The sequence below is a fragment of the Streptococcus sp. 20925_1_77 genome, assembly GCF_041432125.1.
Taxonomy (GTDB): domain Bacteria; phylum Bacillota; class Bacilli; order Lactobacillales; family Streptococcaceae; genus Streptococcus.
This window is the reverse complement of the sequence record NZ_JAPVZB010000005.1, coordinates 19,342-45,357: the sequence shown is the minus strand read 5'-3', so window position 1 is coordinate 45,357 and position 26,016 is coordinate 19,342. Positions and strand designations below refer to the sequence as shown.

General features: G+C 43.5%; 25 protein-coding genes. 21 read left to right on the top strand and 4 right to left on the bottom strand.

Annotated elements, in window-relative coordinates:
* Positions 1-4 precede the first annotated feature (4 nt).
* The 8 genes from O3626_RS04320 to O3626_RS04285 all read left to right on the top strand — a co-directional run bounded on the left by O3626_RS04320 (position 5) and on the right by O3626_RS04285 (position 7,804).
* Complete coding sequence (locus O3626_RS04320) at positions 5-496, top strand: DUF6773 family protein (RefSeq protein WP_371495499.1); 492 nt, start codon at positions 5-7, stop codon at positions 494-496.
* Positions 497-635: 139 nt separating this feature from the next.
* Positions 636-1,619: a rhodanese-related sulfurtransferase gene (locus O3626_RS04315; protein WP_371495497.1), complete on the top strand. Its 984-nt coding sequence runs from the start codon at positions 636-638 to the stop codon at positions 1,617-1,619.
* Positions 1,620-1,718: 99 nt separating this feature from the next.
* Positions 1,719-2,624, top strand: a complete 906-nt coding sequence (locus O3626_RS04310) for a DUF4299 family protein (RefSeq protein ID WP_371495495.1) — start codon at positions 1,719-1,721, stop codon at positions 2,622-2,624.
* Positions 2,625-2,781: 157 nt separating this feature from the next.
* The gene (locus O3626_RS04305; RefSeq protein ID WP_371495493.1) at positions 2,782-3,555 is read left to right on the top strand and encodes a nucleoside phosphorylase; all 774 of its coding nucleotides are present in this window, start codon (positions 2,782-2,784) and stop codon (positions 3,553-3,555) included.
* Positions 3,556-5,238, top strand: coding sequence for an ABC transporter ATP-binding protein (locus O3626_RS04300; protein WP_371495491.1), 1,683 nt, complete (start codon positions 3,556-3,558; stop codon positions 5,236-5,238).
* Positions 5,231-6,061, top strand: a complete 831-nt coding sequence (locus O3626_RS04295) for an energy-coupling factor transporter transmembrane protein EcfT (RefSeq protein WP_371495489.1) — start codon at positions 5,231-5,233, stop codon at positions 6,059-6,061. The genes O3626_RS04300 and O3626_RS04295 overlap by 8 nt, the downstream gene beginning before the upstream one ends.
* Before the next feature lie 4 nt (positions 6,062-6,065).
* The gene (locus tag O3626_RS04290; RefSeq protein WP_371495487.1) at positions 6,066-6,818 is read left to right on the top strand and encodes an SDR family oxidoreductase; all 753 of its coding nucleotides are present in this window, start codon (positions 6,066-6,068) and stop codon (positions 6,816-6,818) included.
* Between the two features lie 83 nt (positions 6,819-6,901).
* The gene (locus O3626_RS04285; RefSeq protein ID WP_371495485.1) at positions 6,902-7,804 is read left to right on the top strand and encodes a carbohydrate kinase family protein; all 903 of its coding nucleotides are present in this window, start codon (positions 6,902-6,904) and stop codon (positions 7,802-7,804) included.
* A gap of 215 nt (positions 7,805-8,019) precedes the next feature.
* On the opposite strand, the gene rsmG is transcribed toward O3626_RS04285, so the two are convergent.
* Positions 8,020-8,733 carry a 16S rRNA (guanine(527)-N(7))-methyltransferase RsmG gene (gene rsmG, locus O3626_RS04280; RefSeq protein ID WP_371495483.1) on the bottom strand — a complete coding sequence of 238 codons (714 nt, stop codon included), beginning with the start codon at positions 8,731-8,733 and terminating at the stop codon, positions 8,020-8,022.
* A 70-nt stretch (positions 8,734-8,803) separates the two neighbouring features.
* Between rsmG and O3626_RS04275 the strand changes: the two genes are divergently transcribed.
* Both O3626_RS04275 and htpX read left to right on the top strand, forming a co-directional pair.
* A complete protein-coding gene (locus O3626_RS04275) occupies positions 8,804-9,364 on the top strand; it encodes a LemA family protein (protein WP_023918932.1) in 561 nt (186 codons plus the stop codon).
* 1 nt (position 9,365) lies between these two features.
* Positions 9,366-10,262 (top strand): zinc metalloprotease HtpX, encoded by an 897-nt coding sequence (gene htpX, locus O3626_RS04270; RefSeq protein WP_371495481.1) that lies wholly within the window; start codon positions 9,366-9,368, stop codon positions 10,260-10,262.
* 179 nt (positions 10,263-10,441) lie between these two features.
* Here htpX and O3626_RS04265 read toward each other — a convergent pair whose 3' ends face one another.
* From O3626_RS04265 to O3626_RS04255, 3 genes are all read right to left on the bottom strand, one after another.
* Complete coding sequence (locus O3626_RS04265; protein ID WP_371495479.1) at positions 10,442-11,662, bottom strand: transporter; 1,221 nt, start codon at positions 11,660-11,662, stop codon at positions 10,442-10,444.
* On the bottom strand, positions 11,659-11,835 hold the full coding sequence (locus tag O3626_RS04260) for a hypothetical protein (protein WP_257738942.1): 177 nt from the start codon (positions 11,833-11,835) through the stop codon (positions 11,659-11,661). The genes O3626_RS04265 and O3626_RS04260 overlap by 4 nt, the downstream gene beginning before the upstream one ends.
* Positions 11,836-11,945: 110 nt before the next feature.
* Positions 11,946-12,806, bottom strand: a complete 861-nt coding sequence (locus O3626_RS04255) for a helix-turn-helix domain-containing protein (protein WP_227223784.1) — start codon at positions 12,804-12,806, stop codon at positions 11,946-11,948.
* 197 nt (positions 12,807-13,003) lie between these two features.
* Here O3626_RS04255 and O3626_RS04250 point away from each other — a divergent pair, with 197 nt between their 5' ends.
* From O3626_RS04250 to der, 11 genes are all read left to right on the top strand, one after another.
* Positions 13,004-13,543, top strand: a complete 540-nt coding sequence (locus tag O3626_RS04250; protein ID WP_003005275.1) for a DUF177 domain-containing protein — start codon at positions 13,004-13,006, stop codon at positions 13,541-13,543.
* A gap of 123 nt (positions 13,544-13,666) precedes the next feature.
* Positions 13,667-15,145 (top strand): flotillin family protein, encoded by a 1,479-nt coding sequence (locus tag O3626_RS04245; RefSeq protein WP_003005145.1) that lies wholly within the window; start codon positions 13,667-13,669, stop codon positions 15,143-15,145.
* Between the two features lie 169 nt (positions 15,146-15,314).
* The gene (gene gndA, locus O3626_RS04240) at positions 15,315-16,739 is read left to right on the top strand and encodes an NADP-dependent phosphogluconate dehydrogenase (protein WP_003017375.1); all 1,425 of its coding nucleotides are present in this window, start codon (positions 15,315-15,317) and stop codon (positions 16,737-16,739) included.
* A 9-nt stretch (positions 16,740-16,748) separates the two neighbouring features.
* On the top strand, positions 16,749-17,447 hold the full coding sequence (locus O3626_RS04235) for a response regulator transcription factor (protein ID WP_371495475.1): 699 nt from the start codon (positions 16,749-16,751) through the stop codon (positions 17,445-17,447).
* 224 nt (positions 17,448-17,671) lie between these two features.
* A complete protein-coding gene (locus tag O3626_RS04230) occupies positions 17,672-19,864 on the top strand; it encodes a PTS transporter subunit IIBC (protein ID WP_371495574.1) in 2,193 nt (730 codons plus the stop codon).
* An 85-nt stretch (positions 19,865-19,949) separates the two neighbouring features.
* Positions 19,950-20,762, top strand: a complete 813-nt coding sequence (locus O3626_RS04225; RefSeq protein WP_371495473.1) for an endonuclease/exonuclease/phosphatase family protein — start codon at positions 19,950-19,952, stop codon at positions 20,760-20,762.
* A 166-nt stretch (positions 20,763-20,928) separates the two neighbouring features.
* A complete protein-coding gene (nrdR, locus tag O3626_RS04220) occupies positions 20,929-21,402 on the top strand; it encodes a transcriptional regulator NrdR (protein WP_003005476.1) in 474 nt (157 codons plus the stop codon).
* Positions 21,403-22,581: a DNA helicase gene (locus tag O3626_RS04215; protein WP_371495471.1), complete on the top strand. Its 1,179-nt coding sequence runs from the start codon at positions 21,403-21,405 to the stop codon at positions 22,579-22,581. It abuts the gene before it with no gap.
* Positions 22,582-23,481, top strand: a complete 900-nt coding sequence (gene dnaI, locus O3626_RS04210) for a primosomal protein DnaI (protein WP_350007443.1) — start codon at positions 22,582-22,584, stop codon at positions 23,479-23,481.
* Entirely contained in the window at positions 23,478-24,191 is a 714-nt protein-coding gene (locus tag O3626_RS04205) for a nitroreductase family protein (RefSeq protein WP_371495468.1), read from the top strand. The genes dnaI and O3626_RS04205 overlap by 4 nt, the downstream gene beginning before the upstream one ends.
* 58 nt (positions 24,192-24,249) lie before the next feature.
* Complete coding sequence (gene der, locus O3626_RS04200; protein ID WP_031575509.1) at positions 24,250-25,560, top strand: ribosome biogenesis GTPase Der; 1,311 nt, start codon at positions 24,250-24,252, stop codon at positions 25,558-25,560.
* The last annotated feature ends 456 nt before the right edge of the window (positions 25,561-26,016 follow it).

Genomic DNA, 26,016 nt, shown 5'->3' with positions numbered 1-26,016 from the left:
AACAATGAGATTACAATTGCTGAACAAACAAATCATAGATGAACGAGAAGAAGGACTGGCCAATAAAGCTGGTGCGGAGACGGCTGGTTTTATGTTCCTTGCCTTAACTGTTTTTAGTGTGGGATCCATTTTTACGTCTAAGGTGGGGCTCAGTCCAATCATGGTGGTAGCCTTACTCATCGTCTCAGGAATGTATTATTCGGTGCGCTGTCAGCGATTGGGTGTGAGATTTATCAGTTATAGCTATCTAAATGTGATGGGAATTGTAGCAGTAACCCTTGTTCTTTCCTTGTTCATCTGGGCTCAAAATTTTCAATTAAACCAGGCTGTCTATCAGTCAAATCCCTTCCATTCAAAATTCTTACTGGTGCTACCTATTACCTTTTTACTGAATCTTCCGATTGTATGGGGGGTGAATTCCCTTGTAATGCTCCTAGCAAAAGTTGAGAAAAAACGCTATGAAGCCTATCTGGATCAGTTGGAGAAGGAAGAGTAACTTGGTTTCATCGTGTAAAAGTCTGGTATCCCAGGCTTTTATTTTTCAGTCAAATAAATTGCATTCGTTTTCTTGGGAGAGTATACTGGTATAGTTGAATGAAAAATTCTGATAATTTAATCTTAGAAAAGAGAATATTATGGCAAAACCTATTCGCGTATTACTCTATTACCTCTATACCCCCATTGAAAATGCAGAACAATTTGCAGCCAACCACTTGGCTTTCTGTAAATCAATCGGTCTTAAAGGGCGTATCCTAGTGGCTGACGAAGGAATCAATGGAACTGTTTCTGGTGACTACGAAACAACTCAAAAATACATGGACTACGTTCACAGCCTTCCAGGGATGGAAGACCTCTGGTTCAAGATGGATGAGGAAGAAGAGCAAGCTTTCAAGAAGATGTTTGTACGTTATAAGAAAGAGATTGTCCACCTTGGTTTAGAGGATGATAATTTCGATAATGACATCAATCCACTTGAAACGACTGGTGCTTACTTGTCTCCAAAAGAGTTTAAAGATGCTCTTCTCGACGAAGATACTGTTGTCCTTGATACTCGTAACGACTACGAGTACGATCTTGGTCACTTCCGTGGGGCTATTCGTCCAGACATCCGCAACTTCCGTGAGTTGCCACAATGGGTCCGTGATAACAAGGAAAAATTCATGGACAAGCGTGTGGTCGTATACTGTACGGGTGGAGTCCGTTGTGAGAAATTCTCAGGCTGGATGGTGCGTGAAGGCTACAAAGATGTTGGTCAATTACACGGAGGAATCGCGACTTACGGGAAAGATCCAGAAGTTCAAGGCGAACTGTGGGATGGGAAGATGTACGTTTTTGACGAGCGGATTGCTGTCGATGTTAACCATGTTGATCCAAGTGTTGTCGGAAAAGACTGGTTCGATGGTACACCTTGTGAACGCTATGTCAACTGTGGCAATCCCTTCTGTAACCGTCGTATCCTTGCTTCAGAAGAAAATGAAGACAAGTACCTCCGTGGCTGCTCGCATGAGTGCCGGGTTCACCCTCGCAATCGTTATGTAGAAGAACACGACTTGTCACAAGCAGAAGTTGCTGAGCGTTTGGCCCTTATCGGTGAGACGCTTGATGGAGCACCTGCATAATAGAAACAAACAGTCTGAAAGCTCAGGCTGTTTTTATATGGAAATTGATTGAAAATTGTGCTATACTTTAGGTAAGCGATTTCACAAAGGAGAAAACAAATGAGTATCGTGTTTTCAATCAAAAATAAAAAGAGCTTATTTGGCTATCAGAAAGTACTCGCAGCACAGGAAGTTCTTAAATTGGTGGAAGGGTTGACAACCTACAACTATGATCCTGCTACTCTTCATCGTCCCTTAAATGATTTTGAAGGCTTGAACTGTATCGTGTATAGAAAGAGTGGTCTTCCTCTGCAGTTACGCTATTTTGATGAGGAAGAGTCTTATCAGATTCAGGTGCCCTCTTTTGCGGTAGAAGAAGATTGGCAGTTGGCCCTGCGCTGGATCAGTCGTTTAGCAGAAGTGTTGGGAACAGAGATTGTATCGAGCGACGGCGTGAGCTATACTCCAGATTCTATTTTCCATTTTGATTATGAAGTCGTTATCCTAGAAACGCTGGGGAATTTGACCAAGGAAAAAGATCTAAAAGAGTTTGAAGTACAAGGCTTCGCTCATCCGGTCTATTTGGATCGGGATACAGTGCAGGAAGTCTTGAACCATGTCCATCCCCTAGAAGCCTACTCCGCCTTTATCAAGAAGATTCAATATAGTGCAGCTTATTTCAGTCAAGTCCGTTTTTACCAACAGGAGGAGAAAGGAGCCTTCTTAGCCAGCTATAGCTTGACAGAAGATACGGATACAGTCTTGCCACGGGTGCCACATGTTCCTGCAGAATATGTAGAAATCGTGGGCTTAGCGGGTATCATTGATTGGCGGGTGCTATTGGTAGCGATCGAGGGAGATCCGGATAAGCCAGAAAATTACCATCCAATTAGTTCTCTTGCTCTGAAGGACTTACTGGAGGCCTTAGAGCCAGATGAATTCCAGCTGCTTGATGCTAGTCAAATTGAAATCAAAAAATTGTCCAAAGAACGCTTGCTAGAATTAGCACAATTGGAGAATAAGTAAAAAATATTGCAGTGAACTGTCCTTCCGACGTTTGATCCAAAAAATCTAACGTCTGGGAGCAGTTCTTTTTTATACTCTTACCTTTGATCAAAAACCAATGACTAGGCTAATTGTGGTATAATAGGGGACTAGAAGTAGAATGAAAGAGGTGCACGAAATGCTGTTAGAAGAATTTGACGCCAACCGACAGGCTATTATTAATCCACAAGACTTACACAAACCAATTGAAGGATTTCCCAAAGTAGTCATCTCTTGCTTTTCAAGAGTAACTTTTGCGCGCCTCCTTGAAAATTATGAACATGAGGTCATCACAAGAACCTCCATGGCCAACTTTGAAGTTCTCGTTTATGGGATCACTATCGGAGACCAACAGATCGCTGCCTTTAATGCGCCCGTTGGGGCAGCTTCCTGTGTGGGAATTATTGAGGATTTGATTCAATTTGGGATGGAAAAACTCGTTCTTTTTGGGACTTGTGGGGTTTTGGACAGGGATATTGAAGCGACCTCCATCATCATTCCAACAGCAGCTCTTCGGGATGAAGGGACCAGCTACCACTATCTTCCGGCTAGTGATGAAGTGGAAGTAAATAAGGAAAGCCTTCCTCTCTTCCAAGCCTTTCTGGATCGTCACATGGTTTCCTATCAGTCAGGAAAAGTGTGGACGACAGATGCACCGTACCGGGAAACCATCGACAAGATGAAACGTCGAAAGGAAGCAGGAGCCATCTGTGTGGATATGGAATGTTCGGCAGTGGCAGCCTTAGCAGCTTTTAGGGGCTTTGAACTCTGCCATTTTTTCTACGCGGCGGACCACCTCTCTGAAGAAAAATGGGATATCCGAACCTTATCTAGTCATGAGGACTTAGATGGTAAGGACCGAATCGCAGAGTTAGCCATTCAATTTGCGCTCTTATGGGAAAAGGCAAACTAAATGAAAGAAGCAATCATCGAATTGAAGGATTTTTCCTTCCAGTATAAGGCTCAGTCTGAGCCGACCTTAAAGGGGATTAACCTGACCATCTACGAGGGGGAAAAGGTCCTGATTGTGGGACCATCTGGCTCTGGTAAGTCAACCATTGGTCAGTGTCTAAACGGGATTATTCCCAATATCTATAAGGGAACCAGTAGTGGGCAATTTCTCATTCAGGGGACAGAAGCCTTTAATCATAGTGTTTATGAAAAATCTCACTTGGTCAGTACGGTTTTACAGGATACGGATGGCCAGTTTATCGGTCTTAGTGTCGCAGAAGACTTGGCTTTTGCCCTTGAAAATGACATGGTGGAGCTGGGAACGATGAAAGAGCGTGTGCAGAGTTGGGCAGAACGCTTAGATTTGATGAAGCTCTTGGAACATCGGCCACAAGATTTGTCCGGTGGGCAAAAACAGCGAGTGAGCTTAGCAGGCGTTCTAATTGACGAAAGTCCGATCCTGCTCTTTGATGAGCCACTGGCTAATCTAGATCCCAAGTCGGGTCAGGATATCATTGATCTAATCGATCAAATTCATGAAGAGCAAGGGACGACCACTATTATCATCGAACACCGTTTGGAGGATGTGCTCTATCGTCCCATTGATCGGGTCATCTTGATCAATCAAGGGCAAGTCCTCTTTAATGGGGAGCCAGATGAGTTGTTGAGAACGACACTGCTAGCTGAAAATGGGATTCGGGAGCCCCTCTATTTAACAACTCTTCGCCAGTTAGGCCAGGATATCAGCAAGCTACCGAATTTGGATAACGTTGAAAAAATACCACTTGAAGATTTATCAGTAGAAATTCCAACTCCACATTTTGAAAAAGGTGCAGAGGCAGAAGCAATTTTAGAGCTTGGTCATTTGAACTTTGCCTATCGAGAAAGCCAGCCTATTCTTAAAGATCTTTCTTTAACCGTTCCAAAAGGACAACGGCTAGCAATTGTTGGTAAAAATGGGGCTGGAAAATCTACCCTTGCTAAGGCGATTTGTGGCTTCATCCAGACGGAAGGAACCTATTTCTCAAAGGGAGAGGATATCAAGGGTGATAGTGTCAAGGAGCGGGCAGAGAGAGTAGGTTATGTCCTGCAAAATCCTAACCAGATGATTTCATCGACCATGGTGTTTGATGAGGTAGCTCTCGGTCTTCACTTGAGAAATGTCCCAGAGGACCAGATTGAAAATCGTGTCCATCAAGCCTTGAAAACCTGTGGTCTCTTCGAATTTCGTAAGTGGCCAATTTCTGCTCTATCCTATGGCCAGAAAAAGCGGGTGACCATCGCTTCGATTTTAGTATTGGGGCCTGAGGTTTTGGTACTGGATGAACCGACGGCAGGCCAGGATCAACGAAACTATACAGAAATTATGGATTTCCTTGATGAACTTCAGCAAAAGGGGCATACTATTGTCATGATTACCCACGATATGCAGCTCATGCTAGATTATTCCGACCGGGCAGTCGTGGTTATGGATGGGCAGGTTTTGGCTGATTTGACACCGGCAGAGCTCTTGACCCAACCAGAAATTTTGAGACGGGCTAATTTGAAAGAAACGTCTATTTTCGACTTGGCAAATCGACTTGGTGTCGATCCTCTTGCCTTGACCCAGTTTTATATGAATCAGAAGGGGGAAGGTCATGAATAATCGCTTAGTCGGCTACCATGCCGGAACCAGCTTTCTGCATCGCCTTTCAGGCGCTAGCAAGCTTCTTTTCTTATTGTTGGTATCATTAGCTGCCATGTTGAGTTACGATACTCGCTTGTTGTTGGTCATTGGTTTGGGTGCCCTCACCTTATTTGCAACCTCAGGCATTCGTTTGAAAGACATCTCTTTTGTTCTTAGTTTTGCCTTAGCTTTTGCCCTTCTAAATGTCTTGATGGTCTATCTTTTTGCCCCCCAATATGGGGTAGAAATCTATGGAGCAAAAACAGTTCTTCTAGATGGTTTAGGAGCTTATAGCATTACAGCTCAAGAGTTGTTTTATCTTTTCAACCTTACTTTGAAATATGTCTGTACCATTCCTTTGGCTCTTATTTTCCTGATGACCACCCATCCTAGTCAATTTGCTTCGAGTCTTAATCAGATAGGAGTGTCCTACAAGATTGCTTATTCAGTCAGCTTGACCCTGCGCTATATTCCAGATGTGCAGGAGGAATACCAGATTATCAAGCTCTCCCAAGAAGCAAGAGGATTGGAGTTGTCCAAAAAGGCCAACTTTGTCCAGCGGGTGAAGGGAAATCTTCAGATGATTTCTCCCTTAATTTTTAGTTCTCTAGAGCGGATTGAAACGATTTCTACGGCGATGGAATTGCGACGCTTTGGAAAAAATAAAAAACGAACCTGGTACACCTATCAGGAGATGACGACTCGTGATCACTTGATTATCCTGGGGTCAATCTTTATGGTAGTCTTAAGTATCGTCCTGATTTGGGTAAACCAAGGTCGCTTCTATAATCCTTGGAGGTAAGAATATGTCAGAGACGATTTTAATAACGGGAGCATCAGCCGGTTTTGGACAAGCCATCTGTCGTCGCTTAGTTGCCGATGGGCATCGGGTGATTGGTGCAGCTAGACGCTTAGATAAATTGACAGCTCTTCAAGAGGAGTTAGGCACAGCCTTTTTCCCACTGCAAATGGACGTGACGGAACCCTCTCAGGTAGATCATGCACTTGCTAGTTTGCCAAAAACTTGGGAGAGAATTGATGTCTTGGTGAATAATGCTGGCTTGGCCCTAGGCCTCGCTCCAGCTCATGAAGCAGAGATCGTAGATTGGTTGACCATGATTCAGACCAACATTATCGGTCTGACCTATTTGACCCGGCAAATCCTCCCCCAGATGGTGGAAAGAAATGACGGTTATGTCATCAATATGGGCTCTACGGCAGGAACAGTGCCTTATCCAGGAGCCAATGTCTACGGAGCATCCAAAGCCTTTGTCAAGCAATTCTCCCTCAATCTTCGAGCAGATCTTGCAGGGAAGAAGATTCGTGTCAGCAATATTGAACCTGGTCTATGTGAAGGGACTGAATTCTCTTCTATTCGCTTTAAAGGAGACGAAGAACGGGTAGAGGCTCTCTATCGCGATGCCCATGCCATTCAGCCTGAAGACATTGCGAATACTGTAGCTTGGCTCGTTCAACAGCCCAAGCATGTCAATGTTAACCGGATTGAAATCATGCCCGTTTCCCAAACCTTTGGCCCTCAACCCGTTTATCGTGACTAAAAAGAGAAACAACCACTCCACAAGGGATTGGTTGTTTTTTATGTTTCCTCTGGTATAATAGAAGGCAAAGTAAGGAGAAAAAGATGTCAGCTGCGTTAATTATTGGTTCTACCGTTTGTGATGTGATGATCTACTTGGATCGTTTGCCGAGTCGTGAAGGAGATGCCCATATTGATCACCAACAATGGTCTGTGGGAGGTTGTGCCTTTAATGTCGTCAATATTCTTCATTTTTTGTCGAAACCCTACCAGTTTGTCTCGCCTGTTGGTTCTGGGATGTATGGTGATTTTATTCGGAGAGAGCTAAAACAATTAGGGATTTCCTCTAGCATCTCATTAGAAGGGGCCAATGGTTGCTGTTACTGCTTTGTAGAGTCTGATGGTGAGAGGACCTTCTTATCAGATCACGGAGTGGAGTATAGCTTCCAAGCAGAGTGGCTAAAAGAGATCGAGACAGATCCGTTTGATTACATCTACTTGTGTGGCCTTGAAGTCGAGGAGCCAACCGGTCTTGCATTGGTGCAGTCTGTTTCGCAATTAGAAGGCCAGGTGATTTTCGCACCAGGACCACGCGGACTCATGATTCCCAAAGATCGACTGGAAGCAATTTATGATCTGCATCCGATTCTCCATGTTAATGAGGCTGAAGCACTGGCTTTTTCTGGGTGTAGAGAGATCCAGCCAGCCATCGAACGTTTGTATCAGAGAACGGGGCAATTAGTCATTGTCACCTTGGGGGAAAAAGGAGCGGTTGCCTATGATGGCAACTGGTATGAGGCGGACGGTTTCCCAGCAGAAGTCGTTGATACAGTAGGTGCTGGGGATAGCCATGTCGGAGCTTTTATATCCGCTCGTTTAGAAGGTTTAGATATCGCGCAAGCCTTAAGCTTTGCCAATAAAGTCTCTAGCCAGATTGTTGCAAGTAAGGGCGTTCATCTGACAAAAGAGCAGCAAGAAGCCCTGCGAACAGAATTGAAACAAAAATAAAAAAGAGAGTGGGACAGAAATCGGCCATTCGTTAGAATTCGATTTCGTCGTCCCACCTCCGCACAGTTGAGTAGGGCTGTAAAAGCTGATGAAATCAGCGTAGTAGAGCTCACTCAACCACTGCGTCTTGCTCGACAATCCAAAAACAATTGAGAGGCTAGGACTTTTGTCTCAGCCTCTTTTTTGACTTTATCCGCTTGGCCCTTTGTATCTTATTATAAAGGCCGCTTATTGGGCATGCCTGCTTTTCTTGGGTATTTATTGGGGGTTTCTTTTTTCTTTTCTACAACAGTGATATAGCGTGGATCTCCATTTGGCAATTCATACTGTAGATTGTCTTCAACCTTGCTAAATAGCAGGTTCAGGGCGTTTTTGGCTTCCTCCAACTCTTCTGGAGCATTGCTAGCTTTAAGTGCGAGGAGGCGCCCCCCTACTTTCAAATAAGGAATGGTCAGCTCAGAAAGGACCTGCATCCGAGCAACGGCACGAGCAGTCACAAGGTCAAATTGGGCACGAAAAGCCTTGTCTTGCGCAAAGTCCTCCGCACGTCCATGGTAGAAATGAACTCCGCGCAAACCTAACTCTTCAGCCAGCAAGTGGAGAAAATTGATCCGCTTATTAAGGGAATCGATGATGGTCACATCCAACTCAGGGAAAAGAATCTTCATAGGAAGGCTCGGAAAGCCAGCACCAGCGCCGATATCCAAGAGACGGATGGGTTGATTTTCGATCAAACCTTGTAAAATGGGTGCGATAGAGTCATAAAAATGCTTGAGATAGACTTCGTCTTTTTCGGTGATGGCAGTGAGATTAATCTTTTCATTCCATTCCACGAGGAGCTCAAAATAGCGTTCGTATTGCTCTTTTTGTCGATCAGTTAATGGGAAGCCGAGATCGGCTAAACGGACATAAAATTCTTCTGGTTTCATGCTATTATTTTACCACAAAATAAGGGAAATTTGATATACTGGTAGAAAGAAATGAAAGGAATTCAATAAAATGATTTGGATTATTCTTGGGATCATTGTGGTCCTTGTGTTGATTGTAGTAGGAGTTTACAACGGTTTGGTGAAAAGCCGGATGCAAACTCGTGAAGCTTGGAGTCAAATTGATGTACAATTGAAACGTCGGAATGACTTGATTCCAAACTTGATCGAAACCGTTAAAGGCTATGCCAAGTACGAAGGAGATACACTAGCAAAAGTCACTCAACTTCGCCAACAAGTGGCTCAAGCTTCTTCACCTGCAGAAGCAATGGCGGCCAGCGATGCTCTTTCCCGTCAAGTGGCAGGCATCTTTGCGGTTGCTGAAAACTATCCAGACTTGAAAGCTAACACCAACTTCATGCAATTGCAAGAAGAATTGACCAATACAGAAAACAAAATTTCTTATGCCCGTCAATTGTACAACAGTGTCACAAGCAACTACAATGTGAAATTGGAAACTTTCCCAACAAACGTAATTGCTGGAATGTTTGGCTTCAGACAAGCCGAATTTCTTCAAGTGCCTGAAGAAGAAAAAGCAGTACCAAAGGTGGACTTTAGCGGATTAGGAGACTAATATGCTCTTTGACCAAATTGCAAGCAATAAAAGGAGAACTTGGATTCTCCTTATTGCTTTTTTCATACTCTTGGCCCTCATCGGAGCAGCCGTCGGCTACCTCTGGTTAGGTTCCTCGCTTGGTGGCATCATCCTTGCTTTGATTATTGGTGGCATCTATGCCTTTAGCATGATTTTTCAATCAACGGAAGTTGTGATGCGAATGAATGGTGCACGCGAGGTGACAGAAGAGCAAGCTCCTCAACTCTACCATGTTGTCCAAGACATGGCCATGGTGGCTCAGATTCCTATGCCCCGTGTCTATATTGTAGACGATCCGTCCATGAATGCATTTGCGACAGGGTCCAATCCTCAAAATGCGGCTGTTGCAGCAACGACAGGTCTTCTAGCTGTGATGAATCGAGAGGAATTGGAGGGAGTTATTGGACACGAAGTTAGCCATATTCGCAATTACGATATCCGCATCTCCACCATTGCAGTTGCTCTTGCCAGCGCCATCACGATGCTCTCTAGTATCGGAGGCCGGATGATGTGGTGGGGCGGTGGCCGTAGACGAGATGATGATCGAGAAGGGGGCAGTGGTTTAGAAATTATCATTCTGATCCTTTCCTTGATTGCCATCGTATTAGCTCCATTAGCGGCGACCTTGGTACAGTTAGCCATTTCTCGTCAACGGGAGTTTCTAGCGGATGCTTCAAGTGTCGAATTGACACGGAATCCTCAAGGGATGATTAATGCTCTTTTGAAACTGGATCATAGTGCACCCATGCAGCGAGAAGTCGATAGTGCCAGTAGTGCTCTCTTTATCAACGATCCCAAAAAAGAATCCGGCTTTCAAAAGCTCTTTTATACCCACCCCCCCATTGCTGAACGGGTGGAAAGACTAAGAAGAATGTAAAGTGAGAGTGGGACAGAAATCGGTAATTCGTTAGAATTCGATTTCATCGTCCCACCTCCGCACAGTTGAGTAGGGCTGTAAAAGCTGATGGAATCAGCGTAGTAGAGCCCACTCAACCACTGCGTCTTGCTCGACAATCCAAAGACAATAAAGAGGCTAGGACTTTTGTCCCAGCCTCTTTATTTGCTAGATAAGAGAACGGTAGTGAAACCGAGAATGGCAAACATCCCCCAGGCAATAGGAAGGTTCCAGATAGCTAGACTAGAAAAAAGGGCTGTTCCAAGAGGCATGGCAAAGCTTACCATCAGACCCAAAAAACTAGAGGTAGAGGCTAATTTCTCAGCTGGCAGTTTGCTCATTAAAAGACTGGAAACTTTTGGGTTGATTTTTGCAACAAGATAACCAAGAAAAGTGATGAGTAGAAGGGAAAGGATATCCCAGTGGACCAGAATATTTGTGAGGCCAAGCATGGTCAGACCACCTGCAATCCACAGTAGAGTATGGTGGAGGGTTTGTTTGGAAAAATAATCGTGAGGTGTCAGGCTAGCCCAGACCATGCTTAAAATAGTTACCGCTTCTAAGATCAAGAGCGATTGGCTAAAGCTCAAATGAAAGAAGGGGGAGTGAAGCAGTTGCAAATTATAGATGCCGGAGATGGATCCTCCCAAAGCATTGATGAAAATTAAGGATAGGAGAAGTTTTTCAAAGTTGTGAACTTCTTCATCTGCAAAGATAGTGGTGACATTGCGATAGATATCTCGACATTCTTGAAGGAAAGAAACTTTCTTACTCGAATCCACTTGAATCGGTTCGTGGGTCAGTTGACTTCGTCGGATGAAAAGACAAGTGGAAGACAGGAGAAATGTCAGGGCATTGATCGAAGCAACAAGTGCAAAGTTTTGGTGACTGATAGCTAAAAGCCAGACTCCCAGCGCTTGACCTGAAATGGAACAAACCATACTAAGCAGTTGATTGAAGGAATAGGCTTCCATCAGATCCTCGCTAGGGATGTTCTTCTGCATAATGGGAAGTTGTAACCCCCCGCGATAATCACTTAAACAATCTGACACAATATTCAAGAAGCAAACGATCGAAAAGGCCAGGTAACCCGGAGTCTTCGTCATCAGTGCAATGATGACGAAAAGGATAGCTTGCAGAAAACCCATTCGGATCAGCCAGTCAGCTTTTTTAGCGGTGTGATCAGCCTTCATTCCAATGAAAATGGTGAAAAGACTTGGGATAAAAACAATGAGATTGGCGATCCCAACTGCCAGACTAGGGTGAGGCATGCTAGCTGCAAAGACCACAAAGACCAGATTGTAGATGGCAGCGCCAAGGGTATTTAAAAAGCGTGAAAGACTAAGTAAGGCAAAAATCTTATTACGGACTAAGAGTTTCATAAGCCTTCCTCCTTCACGTGATCAGTTGCTAGGACTTGTTTGATGGATCGAAAGATCTGTTTGAAGAGATCCAACTTCTCCTTTTCAGAGAGAGCTAGTTCCTGATCCTTCAGATAGACGCTGGTATGTGAGAGAAGAAAGCGGAGGAAGTGGCTTTTTAGTTTGGTTATCATGGGAAGAACCTTCTTTCTTTACTTGATAGTCCTATTGTAAAACTAAAAAACAAGAAAAAATAAATGTTGCATATTTTCAACAAAAACTCACAGAGTAGATCTGTGAGTTTTTAGGATTTATTGATCAGTTCTTGCAGGCCATGTTTGTAGTAGTTGGCACTGTCCTTACAATCCAGAATAGAGAGAACCTGGATGGCCTGTTCCATCTTTTCAAGACCGATTTCTTTTTCTCCCTTTCGATAGAGAAATTCTCCTTTGCCGTAGAGATAAACCGTCCGAAGGTAGGCTTCGTTCTCAGAGTAAAAGTGGTCGTTAATTAGGTGGTCAAAAAAAGATGCATCTTCAAATTCATTTGAACTAATGGCGAGAAAAAAGCCATTAAGGAAAATAGAATTGATGGCAGGACGAGAGGAATCTAGGAGAAGCTTGAAATCCTCCCGTTGGACCAACTCCTCTGTGTATTGTCGATAGAGCTGACTAGAGAAAAGAGGAGAGGTCAGTGAAAATAGGCTTAACTCAAAATTTCCCCAGACCATGACAGAGAAGAGGTAGTCATAGAGGAAATCTAGTTCCTCTTGGCTAGCAGCCAACTCTACCTCAGGATATAAGCCAAGTATTTTGGCCTTGAGAATAATGCTGGCTAAGAAGTCTTCTTTTTTCTGATATTTCTGATAGGCTTGCTGGTAGCTTTGGTACAAGGCTTGATCGTGTTCCAAGCTCATGTTTTCATAGTGCTCTTTCAACAATTTGGGGATAAAGGAGTGCTGATCGATTCCTGCTAGATGAGAAAACTCACTGAGGCTGGTTTTGATCTGTTGCAAAGCCTGAAAAAACCGTTGCGTCGTCAGGTCATTTTCTCCTCTTTCAAATCGAGATAGCATGGAGCGCGAAAATTCGCCACCCGTAGCCTCCTCTAGAGAGATGTGGCGACTTTCACGTATTTGCCGAAAAACAGCTCCGATTTCTTTCATGAATTCTCCTCTATCTAACAATGCCCTAGCCAGTGACCCTCTTTTGTCCAAGAGATGGTGGGACCTTGTGTACAACACCAATTGGCCTAGTTACTGTATCTTTTTTCATGATTATAACAAATTTTTGAGGAGACTTCTTGGTTGAGGGGCAGCTTCATGATATACTAGTAGTATCTAGAAGATTTGAGGACAAAAGAATGAACCTATTTACACAAGAAATCCGTAAAAATCCTGAAGGACTAGCCTTTGATCAAGAGTTGGATTTGCTCAAAGAATTGCAAAAGCGTAATCCAGAAATTCTTGATTTAAAGAATGTGACAGCAACAGGACGAGTAGCCTATGATACAGGCCTCTATGTCTTGGATTACCAGTTGAGCTATACCATCGTTTTGGCCTCTAGCCGAAGCATGGAGCCTGTCGAGCTTCAAGAAAGCTATCCTGTAACAGAAGTGTTTGCGGAGGATGTACAGTCTGACGCAGATATCGAGGCCCTAGAGGAAGACTTGATCCTTCCAATCGAAGGTGGGAAGATTGACCTGAGTGAGAGTGTAGCGGATAATATCCTGCTCAATATTCCCCTCAAGGTTCTTACTCCAGAAGAAGAGGCTGGACAAGGTTTTATCGAAGGCAATGATTGGAAAATCCTATCCGAAGAAGAATACCAAGCCGCTCAAGCGATTAAGAAAGAAGAAAACAGTCCTTTCGCTGGTCTAAATGGCTTGTTTGACGAAGAATAAGCTAGAGATTACATTTGATAAATTTAGACATAAATACAGGTCTTTTCTTTGAGGAAAGGCCTTCTTTTGATATACTAGGATTAATAAATAACAGAGGGGAGACCTCTAAAAAGGAGAAAAAGTATGGATACTTTATTTATTCCAGGTTGGTTGATTACCGGCCTAATAGTCGCAGTTATTATTTTGATTTTGCTTGTTAAAGGTTATGTGAACGCTAAACCCAACGAAGTCGTGGTCATTACCGGTCTTCGGAAGCAACGTCACTTGCGTGGGAAAGCTGGCTTTATGATTCCCTTTGTCGAACAACGCTCTTATCTTGATATTGAGCAATTCTCGACAGATGTTCGGACATCTGAAGCAGTCCCAACACTGGACTTCATTAACGTCCGTGCCGATGCAGCTGTTAAGTTAAAAATCGGAACAACCGATGAGATGATTGCCCGTGCTGCAGAAAACTTCTTGAACTGGAATACAACGGATATTTCCAACTCTGTCCAAGATGTCTTGGAAGGGAATTTACGGGAAGTCATCGGTCAGATGGAGCTCCGTAAGATGGTCAATGACCGTCAAGAGTTTGCCTCAAAAGTGCAGGACAACGTAGCACCAGACTTGGCAAAAATGGGTCTAGAAGTCATCGCCTTTACGGTTCAATCCTTCTCTGATGAAGGGGGAGTCATCGATAACCTCGGGATTGAAAATGTTGAAACCATTAAGAAAGATGCCTTGATTGCCAAAGCCAAAGCAGAACGTGAACGCAAGGAAGTTGAAGCAGAACAAGATAAATTGGCTAACGACAAACGCGTCGCAGCCGATCTTGAAATTGCGCAAAAACAAAACGAATTAAAACTCAAACAAGCAGCCCTCAAGCAAGAAGCAGATATTGCCCAAGCAAAAGCGGATGCCGCTAAAGGGATTGAGGCAGAGGTGCAACGTCGTGAACAAGAGCGCGTGGCAGCCGAAGCTAATATCATGAAACAGGAAAAAGAAGCGGAAGTCAAAGAGCGCGAAGTTAAGGTTCGTGAGCAAGAATTGGATGCCAACATCCGCAAACAAGCTGAAGCTGAAAAATATGCGCGTCAACAAGCTGCAGAAGCAGAATTGATTGAACGCCAACGCAAGGCGGAAGCAGAACTCTTCGAAACACAAAAAGAAGCCGAAGCTCGAAAAGCCCAAGCCGAAGCTGAGAAATTTGCCCAATTGCAAGAGGCCGAAGCTATTGAGGCTAAAGGTCGTGCCGAGGCTGAAGCCATTCGCTTGAAACTGGAAGCCGAAGCCAAAGGTTTGGACCAAAAGGCCGAAGCCATGAAGAAAATGCAAGAAGCAGCCATTACTGAAATGGTCGTTGACAAGTTGCCTGAAATTGCGCGTGCTGTCGCTGAACCATTAACCAAGGTTGATAAGATCACCATGTACGGGGAAGGCAATGCTTCTAAGATGGTGGGCGATATTATGCAAAGTATCGACCAAGTCTCTCAAGGAGCTGGATTTGATATTCGTCAATTGCTAGCAGGAGCTCTTGGAGTTAATATGACGGTCAATAAACTCAAAGAAGGAGAACAACCGGTCATTGAAGCAGAGGAGTTAGCTTCAAAAGAAGATTAATGACATTCATCAAGAAGTGTCTGAGAACTGTTTCTCGGGCACTTTTGTTTTTAAGATCAAATGACTTGCATGATCTTCTCCCTCTTAGAGAAGGTGGGAAGCTATTTTCTGCTTTCTTTTGAGGAGGAAAAATGGTAGAATAAAGGCAAACTATAAAGAGGAGTGTCACATGACTAAAGCAAACTTTGGTGTTGTTGGTATGGCCGTAATGGGTCGTAACCTTGCCCTTAATATCGAATCTCGTGGCTACACAGTTGCCATTTATAACCGTAGTAAAGAAAAAACAGAAGATGTGATTGCTTGCCATCCTGATAAAAACTTTGTGCCAAGCTATGATATCGAAAGCTTCGTAAACTCAATCGAAAAACCACGTCGTATCATGCTTATGGTTCAAGCAGGACCTGGTACAGACGCAACTATCCAAGCCCTTCTTCCACACTTGGATAAAGGTGATATCTTGATCGACGGAGGAAACACTTTCTATAAAGATACTATCCGTCGTAACGAAGAGTTGGCGAACTCAGGGATCAACTTTATCGGTACAGGTGTATCTGGTGGTGAAAAAGGTGCCCTTGAAGGTCCTTCTATCATGCCTGGTGGACAAAAAGAAGCGTATGACTTGGTAGCGGACGTTCTTGAAGAAATCTCTGCAAAAGCGCCTGAAGATGGAAAACCATGTGTGACTTACATCGGTCCTGATGGAGCTGGTCACTACGTGAAAATGGTCCACAACGGGATCGAGTACGGGGATATGCAATTGATCGCAGAAAGCTATGACCTCATGCAACACTTGCTTGGACTTTCTGCAGAAGATATGGCTGAAATCTTTACTGAATGGAACAAGGGTGAATTGGACAGCTACTTGATCGAAATCACTGCTGATATCCTTGGACGCAAAGACGACGAAGGTCAAGATGGACCTATCGTAGACTACATCTTGGACGCTGCAGGAAACAAAGGAACTGGTAAATGGACTAGTCAATCAGCGCTTGACCTTGGTGTGCCATTGTCACTCATTACTGAGTCAGTATTTGCTCGTTACATCTCTACTTACAAAGAAGAACGTGTTCACGCAAGCAAGGTTCTTCCAAAACCAGCTGCATTCAAATTTGAAGGAGATAAGGCTGAATTGATTGAAAAAATCCGTCAAGCCCTTTACTTCTCAAAAATCATCTCATACGCGCAAGGTTTTGCCCAATTGCGCGTCGCTTCTAAAGAAAACAATTGGAACTTGCCATTTGCGGACATCGCATCTATCTGGCGCGATGGATGTATCATCCGTTCTCGTTTCTTGCAAAAGATCACAGATGCATACAACCGCGATGCAGATCTTGCTAACCTTCTATTGGATGAGTACTTCTTGGATGTCACTGCTAAGTACCAACAATCAGTTCGTGACATTGTAGCTCTTGCTGTTCAAGCAGGTGTACCTGTACCAACCTTCTCAGCAGCCATCACTTACTTCGATAGCTACCGTTCAGCGGATCTTCCAGCGAACTTGATCCAAGCACAACGTGACTACTTTGGTGCTCACACATACCAACGTAAAGACAAAGAAGGTACCTTCCACTATTCTTGGTACGACGAAAAATAATCTTGCTCTATGGTCAAACGAGTTCTACTAGTAGAAAATGAGAAGCAAATCGCTCGCTTCATTGATTTGGAACTTCAAAAAGAGGGGTATCAAGTTGATGTGGTCGAAGATGGAAAAGCGGGTCTGGCTTTGATTGCTGCGACTAAATATGATCTGATCTTGTTTAATTACGATTTGTCAGATATGTCTGGTGAAAGATTCGCAGAGGAAATCAGTCAGATTCGCCCAGCTTCTGTTTTGATTGTTTTGGATAGTCGCGAAAAAATTGCTGAACACAAAGAGAGTATTCAGCGCTTTGCTGTTTCCTATATGGTCAAACCCTTTATTATCAGCGATTTAGTCGATAAGATCACAGCGATTTTTAGAGGACGTGATTATATTGACCAACATTGTAGCCAGATGAAAATCCCAACATCATACCGTAATTTGCGCATTGATGTGGAACACCATACCGTCTATCGTGGGGAAGACATGATTAGTTTGACCCGCAGAGAATATGACCTCCTAGCGACTCTGATGGGAAGCAAGGGAGTGGTGACACGAGATCAGTTGTTGGAAAGTGTCTGGAAGTACGAGAGTACGGGGGAGACCAATATTGTTGACGTTTATATCCGTTATCTCCGTGGGAAAATTGATCTACCCGGTCAAAAAAGCTATATAAAGACCGTTCGTGGGATTGGCTATGCCATGCAAGACGCATTAGAATAAAATATTCGAACCCTTAGAGGGTTCGAATATTTTTATGCCCCAAGGGAAACGTTTGCGTTTGGAAAGGCTGGGTTTTAAAAAGGATTTGGCTTAAAAAAGATAAAATTTGGAGAAAAAAATGAATGTAAGGCTTTACAAATTTTTAAAATATGGTATACTAGAAACAAATTAAGCGCAAACGTTTTCTTAAAACAAAGCCTTAAACAATATAAGGAGGTTGAATGATGAACAAAGGATCATTCAAAAGTTTATTTAGCTTTGAATTCTGGCAGAAGTTTGGTAAGGCCTTGATGGTCGTTATCGCTGTTATGCCAGCGGCTGGGTTGATGATTTCAATCGGGAAATCTATCCCTATGATCAACCCGAATTTATCTCCACTTGTTATTACAGGTGGAATTCTCGAACAAATCGGTTGGGGGGTTATCGGAAACCTTCACATCCTCTTTGCCCTTGCTATCGGTGGTAGCTGGGCCAAAGAACGTGCAGGGGGTGCCTTTGCAGCTGGTCTCTCTTTCATCTTGATTAACCGTATTACCGGTGCAGTTTTCGGAGTGACATCTGCAATGTTAGCTGACAAAGCTGCAACGGTTCACACAATCTTCGGTGGATCAATTAAAGTTGCGGACTACTTTATCAGTGTTCTTGAAGCACCAGCTCTGAATATGGGGGTATTTGTAGGGATTATCTCAGGTTTTGTTGGAGCAACAGCCTTCAATAAATACTACAACTACCGTAAGCTCCCAGAAGCCCTTTCTTTCTTCAATGGGAAACGCTTTGTACCATTCGTTGTTATCGTCCGTTCAGCTGCTACAGCCTTGGTTTTGGCAGCATTGTGGCCAGTAGTTCAATCAGGAATTAATGGATTTGGTGTTTGGATCGCTAACTCCCAATCCACTGCTCCAGTATTGGCACCATTCTTGTTCGGTACCTTGGAACGTCTTCTCTTGCCATTTGGTCTTCACCACATGTTGACCATTCCAATCAACTATACTCAATTGGGTGGTAGCTACCAAGTTCTTACAGGTGCTGCCAAAGGAACAACAGTATTTGGACAAGATCCACTTTGGTTGGCTTGGGTAACAGACCTTGTTAACTTGAAGAAAGCTGATCCTAGTCAGTATCAACACTTGCTTAAAGCATACGTACCAGCTCGTTTCAAAGTTGGTCAAATGATTGGATCATTTGGTATCTTGATGGGGATTGTGGTGGCTATCTACCGCAATGTGGATCCAGATAAAAAAGAAAAATACAAAGGGATGCTTGTTGCAACTGCTCTTGCAACCTTCTTGACAGGTGTTACAGAACCAATTGAATACATGTTCATGTTCATTGCAACACCATTGTACTTGATCTACGCCTTTGTTCAAGGTGCTGCCTTTGCAATGGCTGACTTGGTTCACCTTCGTGTTCACTCATTCGGTTCAATCGAATTCTTGACACGTACTCCAATGGCCATCAACGCTGGTTTGGCACTAGATATCTTTAACTTTGTATGGGTAACAGTCCTCTTTGGATTTATCATGTACTTCATTGCCAACTTCATGATTAAGAAATTCAATTATGCGACTCCAGGACGTAATGGAAACTACGAACAAAATGATGATGCCCCTTCAGGAGATGGTGCAACAGCTGGAGCTGCTACAAGCTCAGCAAGCTCACAAGTGATTAACATCATCAACCTTCTTGGTGGACGTGCCAATATCGTAGATGTTGACGCATGTATGACTCGTCTTCGTGTAACAGTTAAAGATGCTGAAAAAGTCGGTACCGAAGAACAATGGAAAGCAGAAGGCGCTATGGGTCTTGTCATGAAAGGACAAGGTGTCCAAGCGATCTACGGACCTAAAGCTGACGTATTAAAATCTGATATCCAAGATGTTCTTGATTCAGGTGAAGTCATTCCTGAAACACTTCCTAGCCAAATGACAGCAGTTCAAAAAGCTGAAGCAACCTTTAAAGGTGTGACGGATGAAGTGCATTCCGTTGCAGATGGTGAAGTGATTAACATCGAAGATGTGAAAGATCCTGTATTCTCACAAAAAATGATGGGTGACGGATTTGCGGTTGAGCCTGAAAATGGCCACATCGTTTCACCTGTTGCTGGTAAAGTGACCAGCGTCTTCCCAACCAAGCATGCCCTTGGTTTGGTAACAGATAATGGTTTGGAAGTCTTGGTTCATATCGGTCTAGATACAGTTAGTCTTGAAGGAAAACCATTTGAGGTTAAAGTTACTGAAGGCCAAACAGTGGCTGCTGGAGACCTCTTGGTAGAAGCAGACCTTGATGCGATCCGTGAAGCAGGTCGTGAAACATCAACTATTGTTGTCTTCACAAATGCGGATGCGATCAAATCAGTTAAGGTCGAACATACTGGTAAATTGGCTGCAAATGCTCCAGTTGCAACAGTAGAATTATAAGAGATATCGGCAAAGAAAACGAGGTTGGGGCAGTGTACCCGGCCTCTTGCCGTTTCTTGATTTGAAAAGAAGGAGAAATCAGGGGATGAAATTTTTAACATTAAATTCCCATAGTTGGATGGAAGAGAATGCCCAGCAAAAATTTGAAACTCTCAAGGAGCAAATTTTAGAAGCACAATATGATGTGATCTGTTTCCAAGAGGTCAATCAAGAAATGGCCTCAGAAGTAGTCAAAACGGATGAGTATTATCAAGCTTTGCCATCAGCTGTAGCCATTCACAAGGATCACTTTGTTCGCGTATTGGTTGAAGAGTTAGCTGCTCAAGGACTCCACTATTATTGGACTTGGGCCTACAACCATATTGGCTATGATCACCTCAATGAGGGTGTGGCCGTTCTTTCGCGTCAACCCTTGAAGGCGGATGAGATTTTGGTATCTAATATGGATGATCCAACGGACTACCATACCCGTCGGGTGGCCGTTGCCCATACCAGTGTCGATGGAAAAGAGATTGCTGTTGCCAGCGTCCATCTTTCATGGTGGGACAAAGGTTTCCAATTTGAGTGGCCACGTATTGAGAAGTACTTCAGCCAAGTAGGGAAACCCTTTATTCTAGCGGGTGATTTCAATAATCCTGCTGGTCAAGAAGGTTATGAAACGATTCTATCCAGTTCACTTGAACTTCAAGATAGCTTTATTGAAGCTAAAGAAACAAAGGGTACCTATACTGTAGGTCCTGGAATTGATGGCTGGACAGACAATCAAATTCCATTGCGAATCGATTACGTCTTTGCAAGTCCAGAATGGGACATCCAGCGTCTTTGTGTCATCTTTGATGGGGAAAATAAACCCCATGTCAGTGATCACTATGGCTTAGAGGCTGAATTATCACTTTAATATAAACGGAGAGTCGAAAGGAAAACGATTTTATTCGAATCGTCCTTCGACTCTTTTTTTATGTATCAATGAGGAGCAAGCATAGGGGATTCTCCTGTTCTTCTGCTTTCTTTACGATTCAATTTATGGTAAAATGAAGTGTTAAAACAGTTTAAGGAGGTAGCAAATGCGTTGTCCAAAATGTGGTGGAAGTAAGTCTAGTGTGGTGGATAGTCGACAAGCTGAAGATGGGAATACCATCCGTCGTCGCAGGGAATGCGAAGAATGCCATTATCGCTTTACTACCTACGAACGTGTAGAAGAACGGACTCTAGTAGTTGTCAAAAAGGATGGGACACGCGAGCAATTTTCTCGTGATAAAATCTTTAATGGCATTATCCGCTCGGCTCAAAAACGGCCTGTTTCTAGTGATGAAATCGAAGAAATTGTAAACCGGATTGAGCAAAAGGTTCGCAGCCAAAGTGATAATGAAATCAACAGTGAGTATATTGGTTCTTTGGTTATGGATGAGTTAGCGGATTTGGATGAGATCACCTATGTCCGTTTTGCTAGTGTTTACCGGAGTTTCAAGGATGTCGGTGAATTAGAGACCCTCTTGAAACAAATCACGAAGGGAACCAAGAAGAAAAAGGAAAAATAGATGAAGCCCAATACGCCTTTCGCATTTTTAAAAAATAATCTTCTTCCACCGGCAGGGGCTGCATTGGAACAGTATTACCTGCCTATTTTGGAGACGGATACGGTAGCGGTTTATCGGTATCTACTCGCCTCTTATGATCAGGGTGAAAAACAATATTTACTGGCGCAAATCCTCAATCATTTGAATATAGGATTTCCACAGTTGCTACTTGCCTTTGATCGTTTAATTGCCATGGGTTTGATCGATCTCTATGAGGAAGAAGTTGGGATCACCATTCAATTACATGCCCCTCTTGAGGCAGAACAATTTTTTTCAAATGCTGTTTTTAAACGCTTACTGGAAAAAAAGATTGGGGAAAAGGCAGTGGAGGATCTGCTTCCAGCACGCTCTTTAGGAAGTAGACGGCAAGTGTCCTTCTCTCAAGTATTTGGACTAGATGCTGGTGAGGTGACTGTTGTTGCCAGTAAAAAACAGCAGTTTGATATGGAAATGTTTAAACGGATGATGGGGCGTGATGGACTTCGTTTTGCGGATGAAGGAGTAGCGACTCTGGCCCTCTTTGCCATCGCAGAAGAGCAGCAATGGACCTGGTATGAAACCTATCTCCTAGCAAAAGAAACAGCTGTAGAACGGACCATTTCTCCGAAGAGAATGAAGCAAAAATTGGCTCAGGCTAGCCAAGAGCAACCCCGCGTGTCTTATAGCCGTCAGGAAGAAACTATTCTGAGAGAAGCTAAGGCAAAATCCAGCTTACAATTTTTAGCGGAGATTAAAAAGGTTCGCAATGCGACCATTACGCAGAGCGAACGCAAGACTCTATCTAAGTTAGCTGATCTAGGCTTACTAGATGAGGTGATCAATATTATTTTATTGTTGACCTTTAACAAGACCCAGTCTGCTAATCTGAATGAAAAGTATGCTTTGAAGGTAGGAAATGATTTTTCTTATCAAGGAGTCAACAGTGCGGAACTGGCGATTTTAAAAGTTCGAGAACGCCAGAAACAGGCTAAGGTTCAAGGAAACAAGGGGACGAGTCCTACAACAGCCAAGGGCAAGCAAAACAATGTTCCCAAGTGGAGTCAACCACATTATCAAAATCAAACCAGTCAAGAAGAAAAGGTGGATCTCGCTAAAGAGAAACAACGCCTGTTAGAAAAACTGAATCAAGGAGGTGAGTAGATGGAAAGTGTAGGTCAAACCCTGTCTCACATGAATCGTGCGCGTCAATTTAACTATGAGGATTTGGTCGCACAGATCTTGGCAGACCAAGAAGTCGCTGCCTTTATCAAAGACCAGTCTTTGTCTGAGCAAGAAATTCGTCGTAGTATTTCAAAATTTAATCAATACATCAGTGAGCGCAACCGTTTCTTATTGGGAGATCCGGATTACATTGCCAAAGGTTATAAGCCCATCCTCATCATGAATGAAGGATATGCGGATGTCACTTATGAGGAGACACCAGAGTTAATCGAAGCTCAAAAACGTGCTGCAATCAACCAACGTCTCAACTTGATCAATCTCCCTTCAACTTTGAAAGAAGCGAGTCTAGCCAAGGTAGAGCTCGATGATAAGGGACGATTTGTGGCCTTTGAGGAATTAGCTAATTTTGTAGCTAACTATCCCGAGTATCAAAAGGGAATTTACCTCTATGGTGATTTTGGAGTAGGAAAGAGTTACATGATGGCAGCCCTGGCTCATGATTTATCCGAAAAACGCCAGGCCTCTACCACTCTACTACATTTCCCAAGTTTTGCTATCGATGTCAAAAATGCTATCAGTTCGGGCTTGGTCAAAGAAACCGTAGATCAGGTGAAAAAAGCCGAAATTTTAATTCTCGATGACATCGGTGCGGAACAGATGTCAGCCTGGGTGCGAGACGAAATCTTACAAGTGATTCTACAGCACCGGATGCAGGAAAATCTTCCGACCTTCTTTACCTCTAACTTTAATTTTGAAGAGTTGGAACGGCATTTTGCAACGTCGCGCAATGGTGATGAAACCTGGCAGGCCAAACGTGTCATGGAGCGCGTGAAATTTTTAGCTAAGGAAATCCATTTGGAAGGAGTCAATCGCCGATGAATGAAACCATCCGTTTAATGAATGCTCATTTTTCTGTTCGCCGGTTTAAGGAAGAAGCTATCAAAGAAGCTGACCTCAAGGAAATTTTATCAGCTGGGCAGATGGCATCAAGTTGGAAAAACTTTCAATCTTATTCTGTGATTGTGGTGAAGAGCAAGGAAAAGAAAGAAGCTCTCTATGACTTGCTTCCTCAAGAAGCGATTCGCCAATCAGCCGTATTTCTCCTCTTTGTTGGGGATTTAAACCGTGCTGAAAAAGCTGTCAAACTTCATGAGAAGGATTTTCATCCGGAAGGTGTGGATAATTTGTTGATCACTTCAGTGGATGCGGCTCTAGCAGCTCAAAATACGCTATTGGCAGCTGAAAGTCTCGGCTATGGTGGAGTCATTATTGGCATGTTGCGCTACTGTTCAGAGGAAGTTGCAAAACTCTTCCGTCTGCCAGACTATACCTACCCTGTTTTTGGGATTGCCCTTGGAGTACCTAATCAGCAGCATGCGGTGAAACCACGCTTACCCTTGGAGCAGGTTGCTTTTGAAGAAGAATACCAAGAACAAGACTTATCAGTTGTGACTGCCTATGACAAGGTACAGGCAGATTATGCTGGAGCGCGTGCAACGGACAGCTGGAGCGAGCGCCTGGCAGCTCAATTTGGTCAACCTGAACAAGAAGAAACCCAAAAACTACTAGAAAAACACAAACTATTATAGAAATGAAGAGAGACCTTCTTGAAACGAGGTCTCGCCTATCTTTAGAAAAGAGGAAATCATGGCCCTACCAACTATTGCGATTGTAGGCCGTCCCAATGTTGGAAAATCTACACTTTTTAACCGGATTGCCGGTGAGCGGATTTCCATCGTTGAGGATGTAGAAGGAGTCACTCGTGACCGCATTTATGCAACAGCTGAGTGGTTGAATCGAAAATTTAGTATCATTGATACGGGGGGAATAGATGACGTAGATGCCCCATTTATGGAGCAAATCAAGCATCAGGCAGAAATTGCTATGGACGAAGCAGATGTGATCGTCTTTGTCGTTTCTGGGAAAGAAGGGATCACGGATGCGGATGAATATGTCACTCGTATCTTGTATAAGACCCATAAACCGGTGATTCTTGCAGTCAACAAGGTGGATAACCCAGAGATGCGCAATGATATCTATGACTTTTATGCCTTAGGACTAGGTGAGCCACTACCGGTATCCTCTGTCCACGGGATCGGAACTGGGGATGTGCTCGATGCCATCATCGAAAATCTTCCGAATGACACAGAAGAAGAAAATCCAGATATCATCAAATTTAGCTTGATTGGTCGTCCAAATGTTGGGAAATCAAGTTTGATCAATGCGATCCTTGGAGAAGACCGGGTCATCGCAAGCCCTGTTGCTGGAACCACACGGGATGCCATCGATACCCATTTTACCGATGCAGATGGCCAAGAATTTACCATGATCGATACAGCTGGTATGCGCAAATCTGGTAAAATCTATGAAAACACAGAGAAATATTCTGTCATGCGTGCCATGCGTGCCATCGACCGTTCAGATGTGGTTTTGATGGTTATCAATGCCGAAGAAGGGATTCGGGAGTACGACAAGCGGATCGCTGGCTTTGCTCATGAAGCTGGTAAAGGGATGATCATTGTTGTCAATAAATGGGATACTATTGAAAAAGACAACCATACCATGAAGCAGTGGGAAGATGACATTCGCGATCAATTCCAATACCTTTCTTATGCGCCGATTGTCTTTGTTTCTGCCCTAACTAAACAACGCTTGCACAAGTTGCCAGAGATGATTAAACAGATCAGTGAGAGTCAAAATACGCGGATTCCTTCAGCTGTCTTGAACGATGTGATTATGGATGCCATTGCCATTAATCCAACGCCGACCGACAAAGGAAAACGCCTCAAGATCTTCTATGCGACACAAGTGGCAACCAAGCCGCCAACTTTTGTGGTCTTTGTTAACGAAGAAGAACTGATGCACTTCTCATACCTCCGTTTCTTGGAGAACCAAATTCGCAAGGCCTTTGTTTTTGAAGGAACTCCAATCCATTTGATTGCGCGAAAACGGAAGTAGCCTGAGTGCCTCAGGAAACTAATACTAGTAGACTATTTGCTGGTCTTGCCATCCTTCACTTAACAGTTAGGTAGTCAAGGTGCCAAGAAGATCTTGTCAGTCCTTTGAAAAAGGAGATGAATGGATCATTCTAACTGTAAAAAAGAACTAAATAGGACTCTTTGTCGACCGCGAGAGACAAGAAGAGTCCTTTTTTATATTAACATCTGAAAGATTAACTAATTCAAAGAAAAAGCCTGATGTGCTTTAATGGATAGAAAAGGAAGGTAACCATGTCTAATATAGAATGCCTACTGTTTATTTCTTTGTTATGCTTATTGGCACTTGTGCGTATCATGAGGAAATTCTTAAAAAATACTTTGGTCTTTTTGGGGTAGGCCATCCTTTATGGGACCTCCCTCATTCTAATCATTTGGGGATAATTGAATAGTAGATTGCCCGAAAACGCCTATTTTA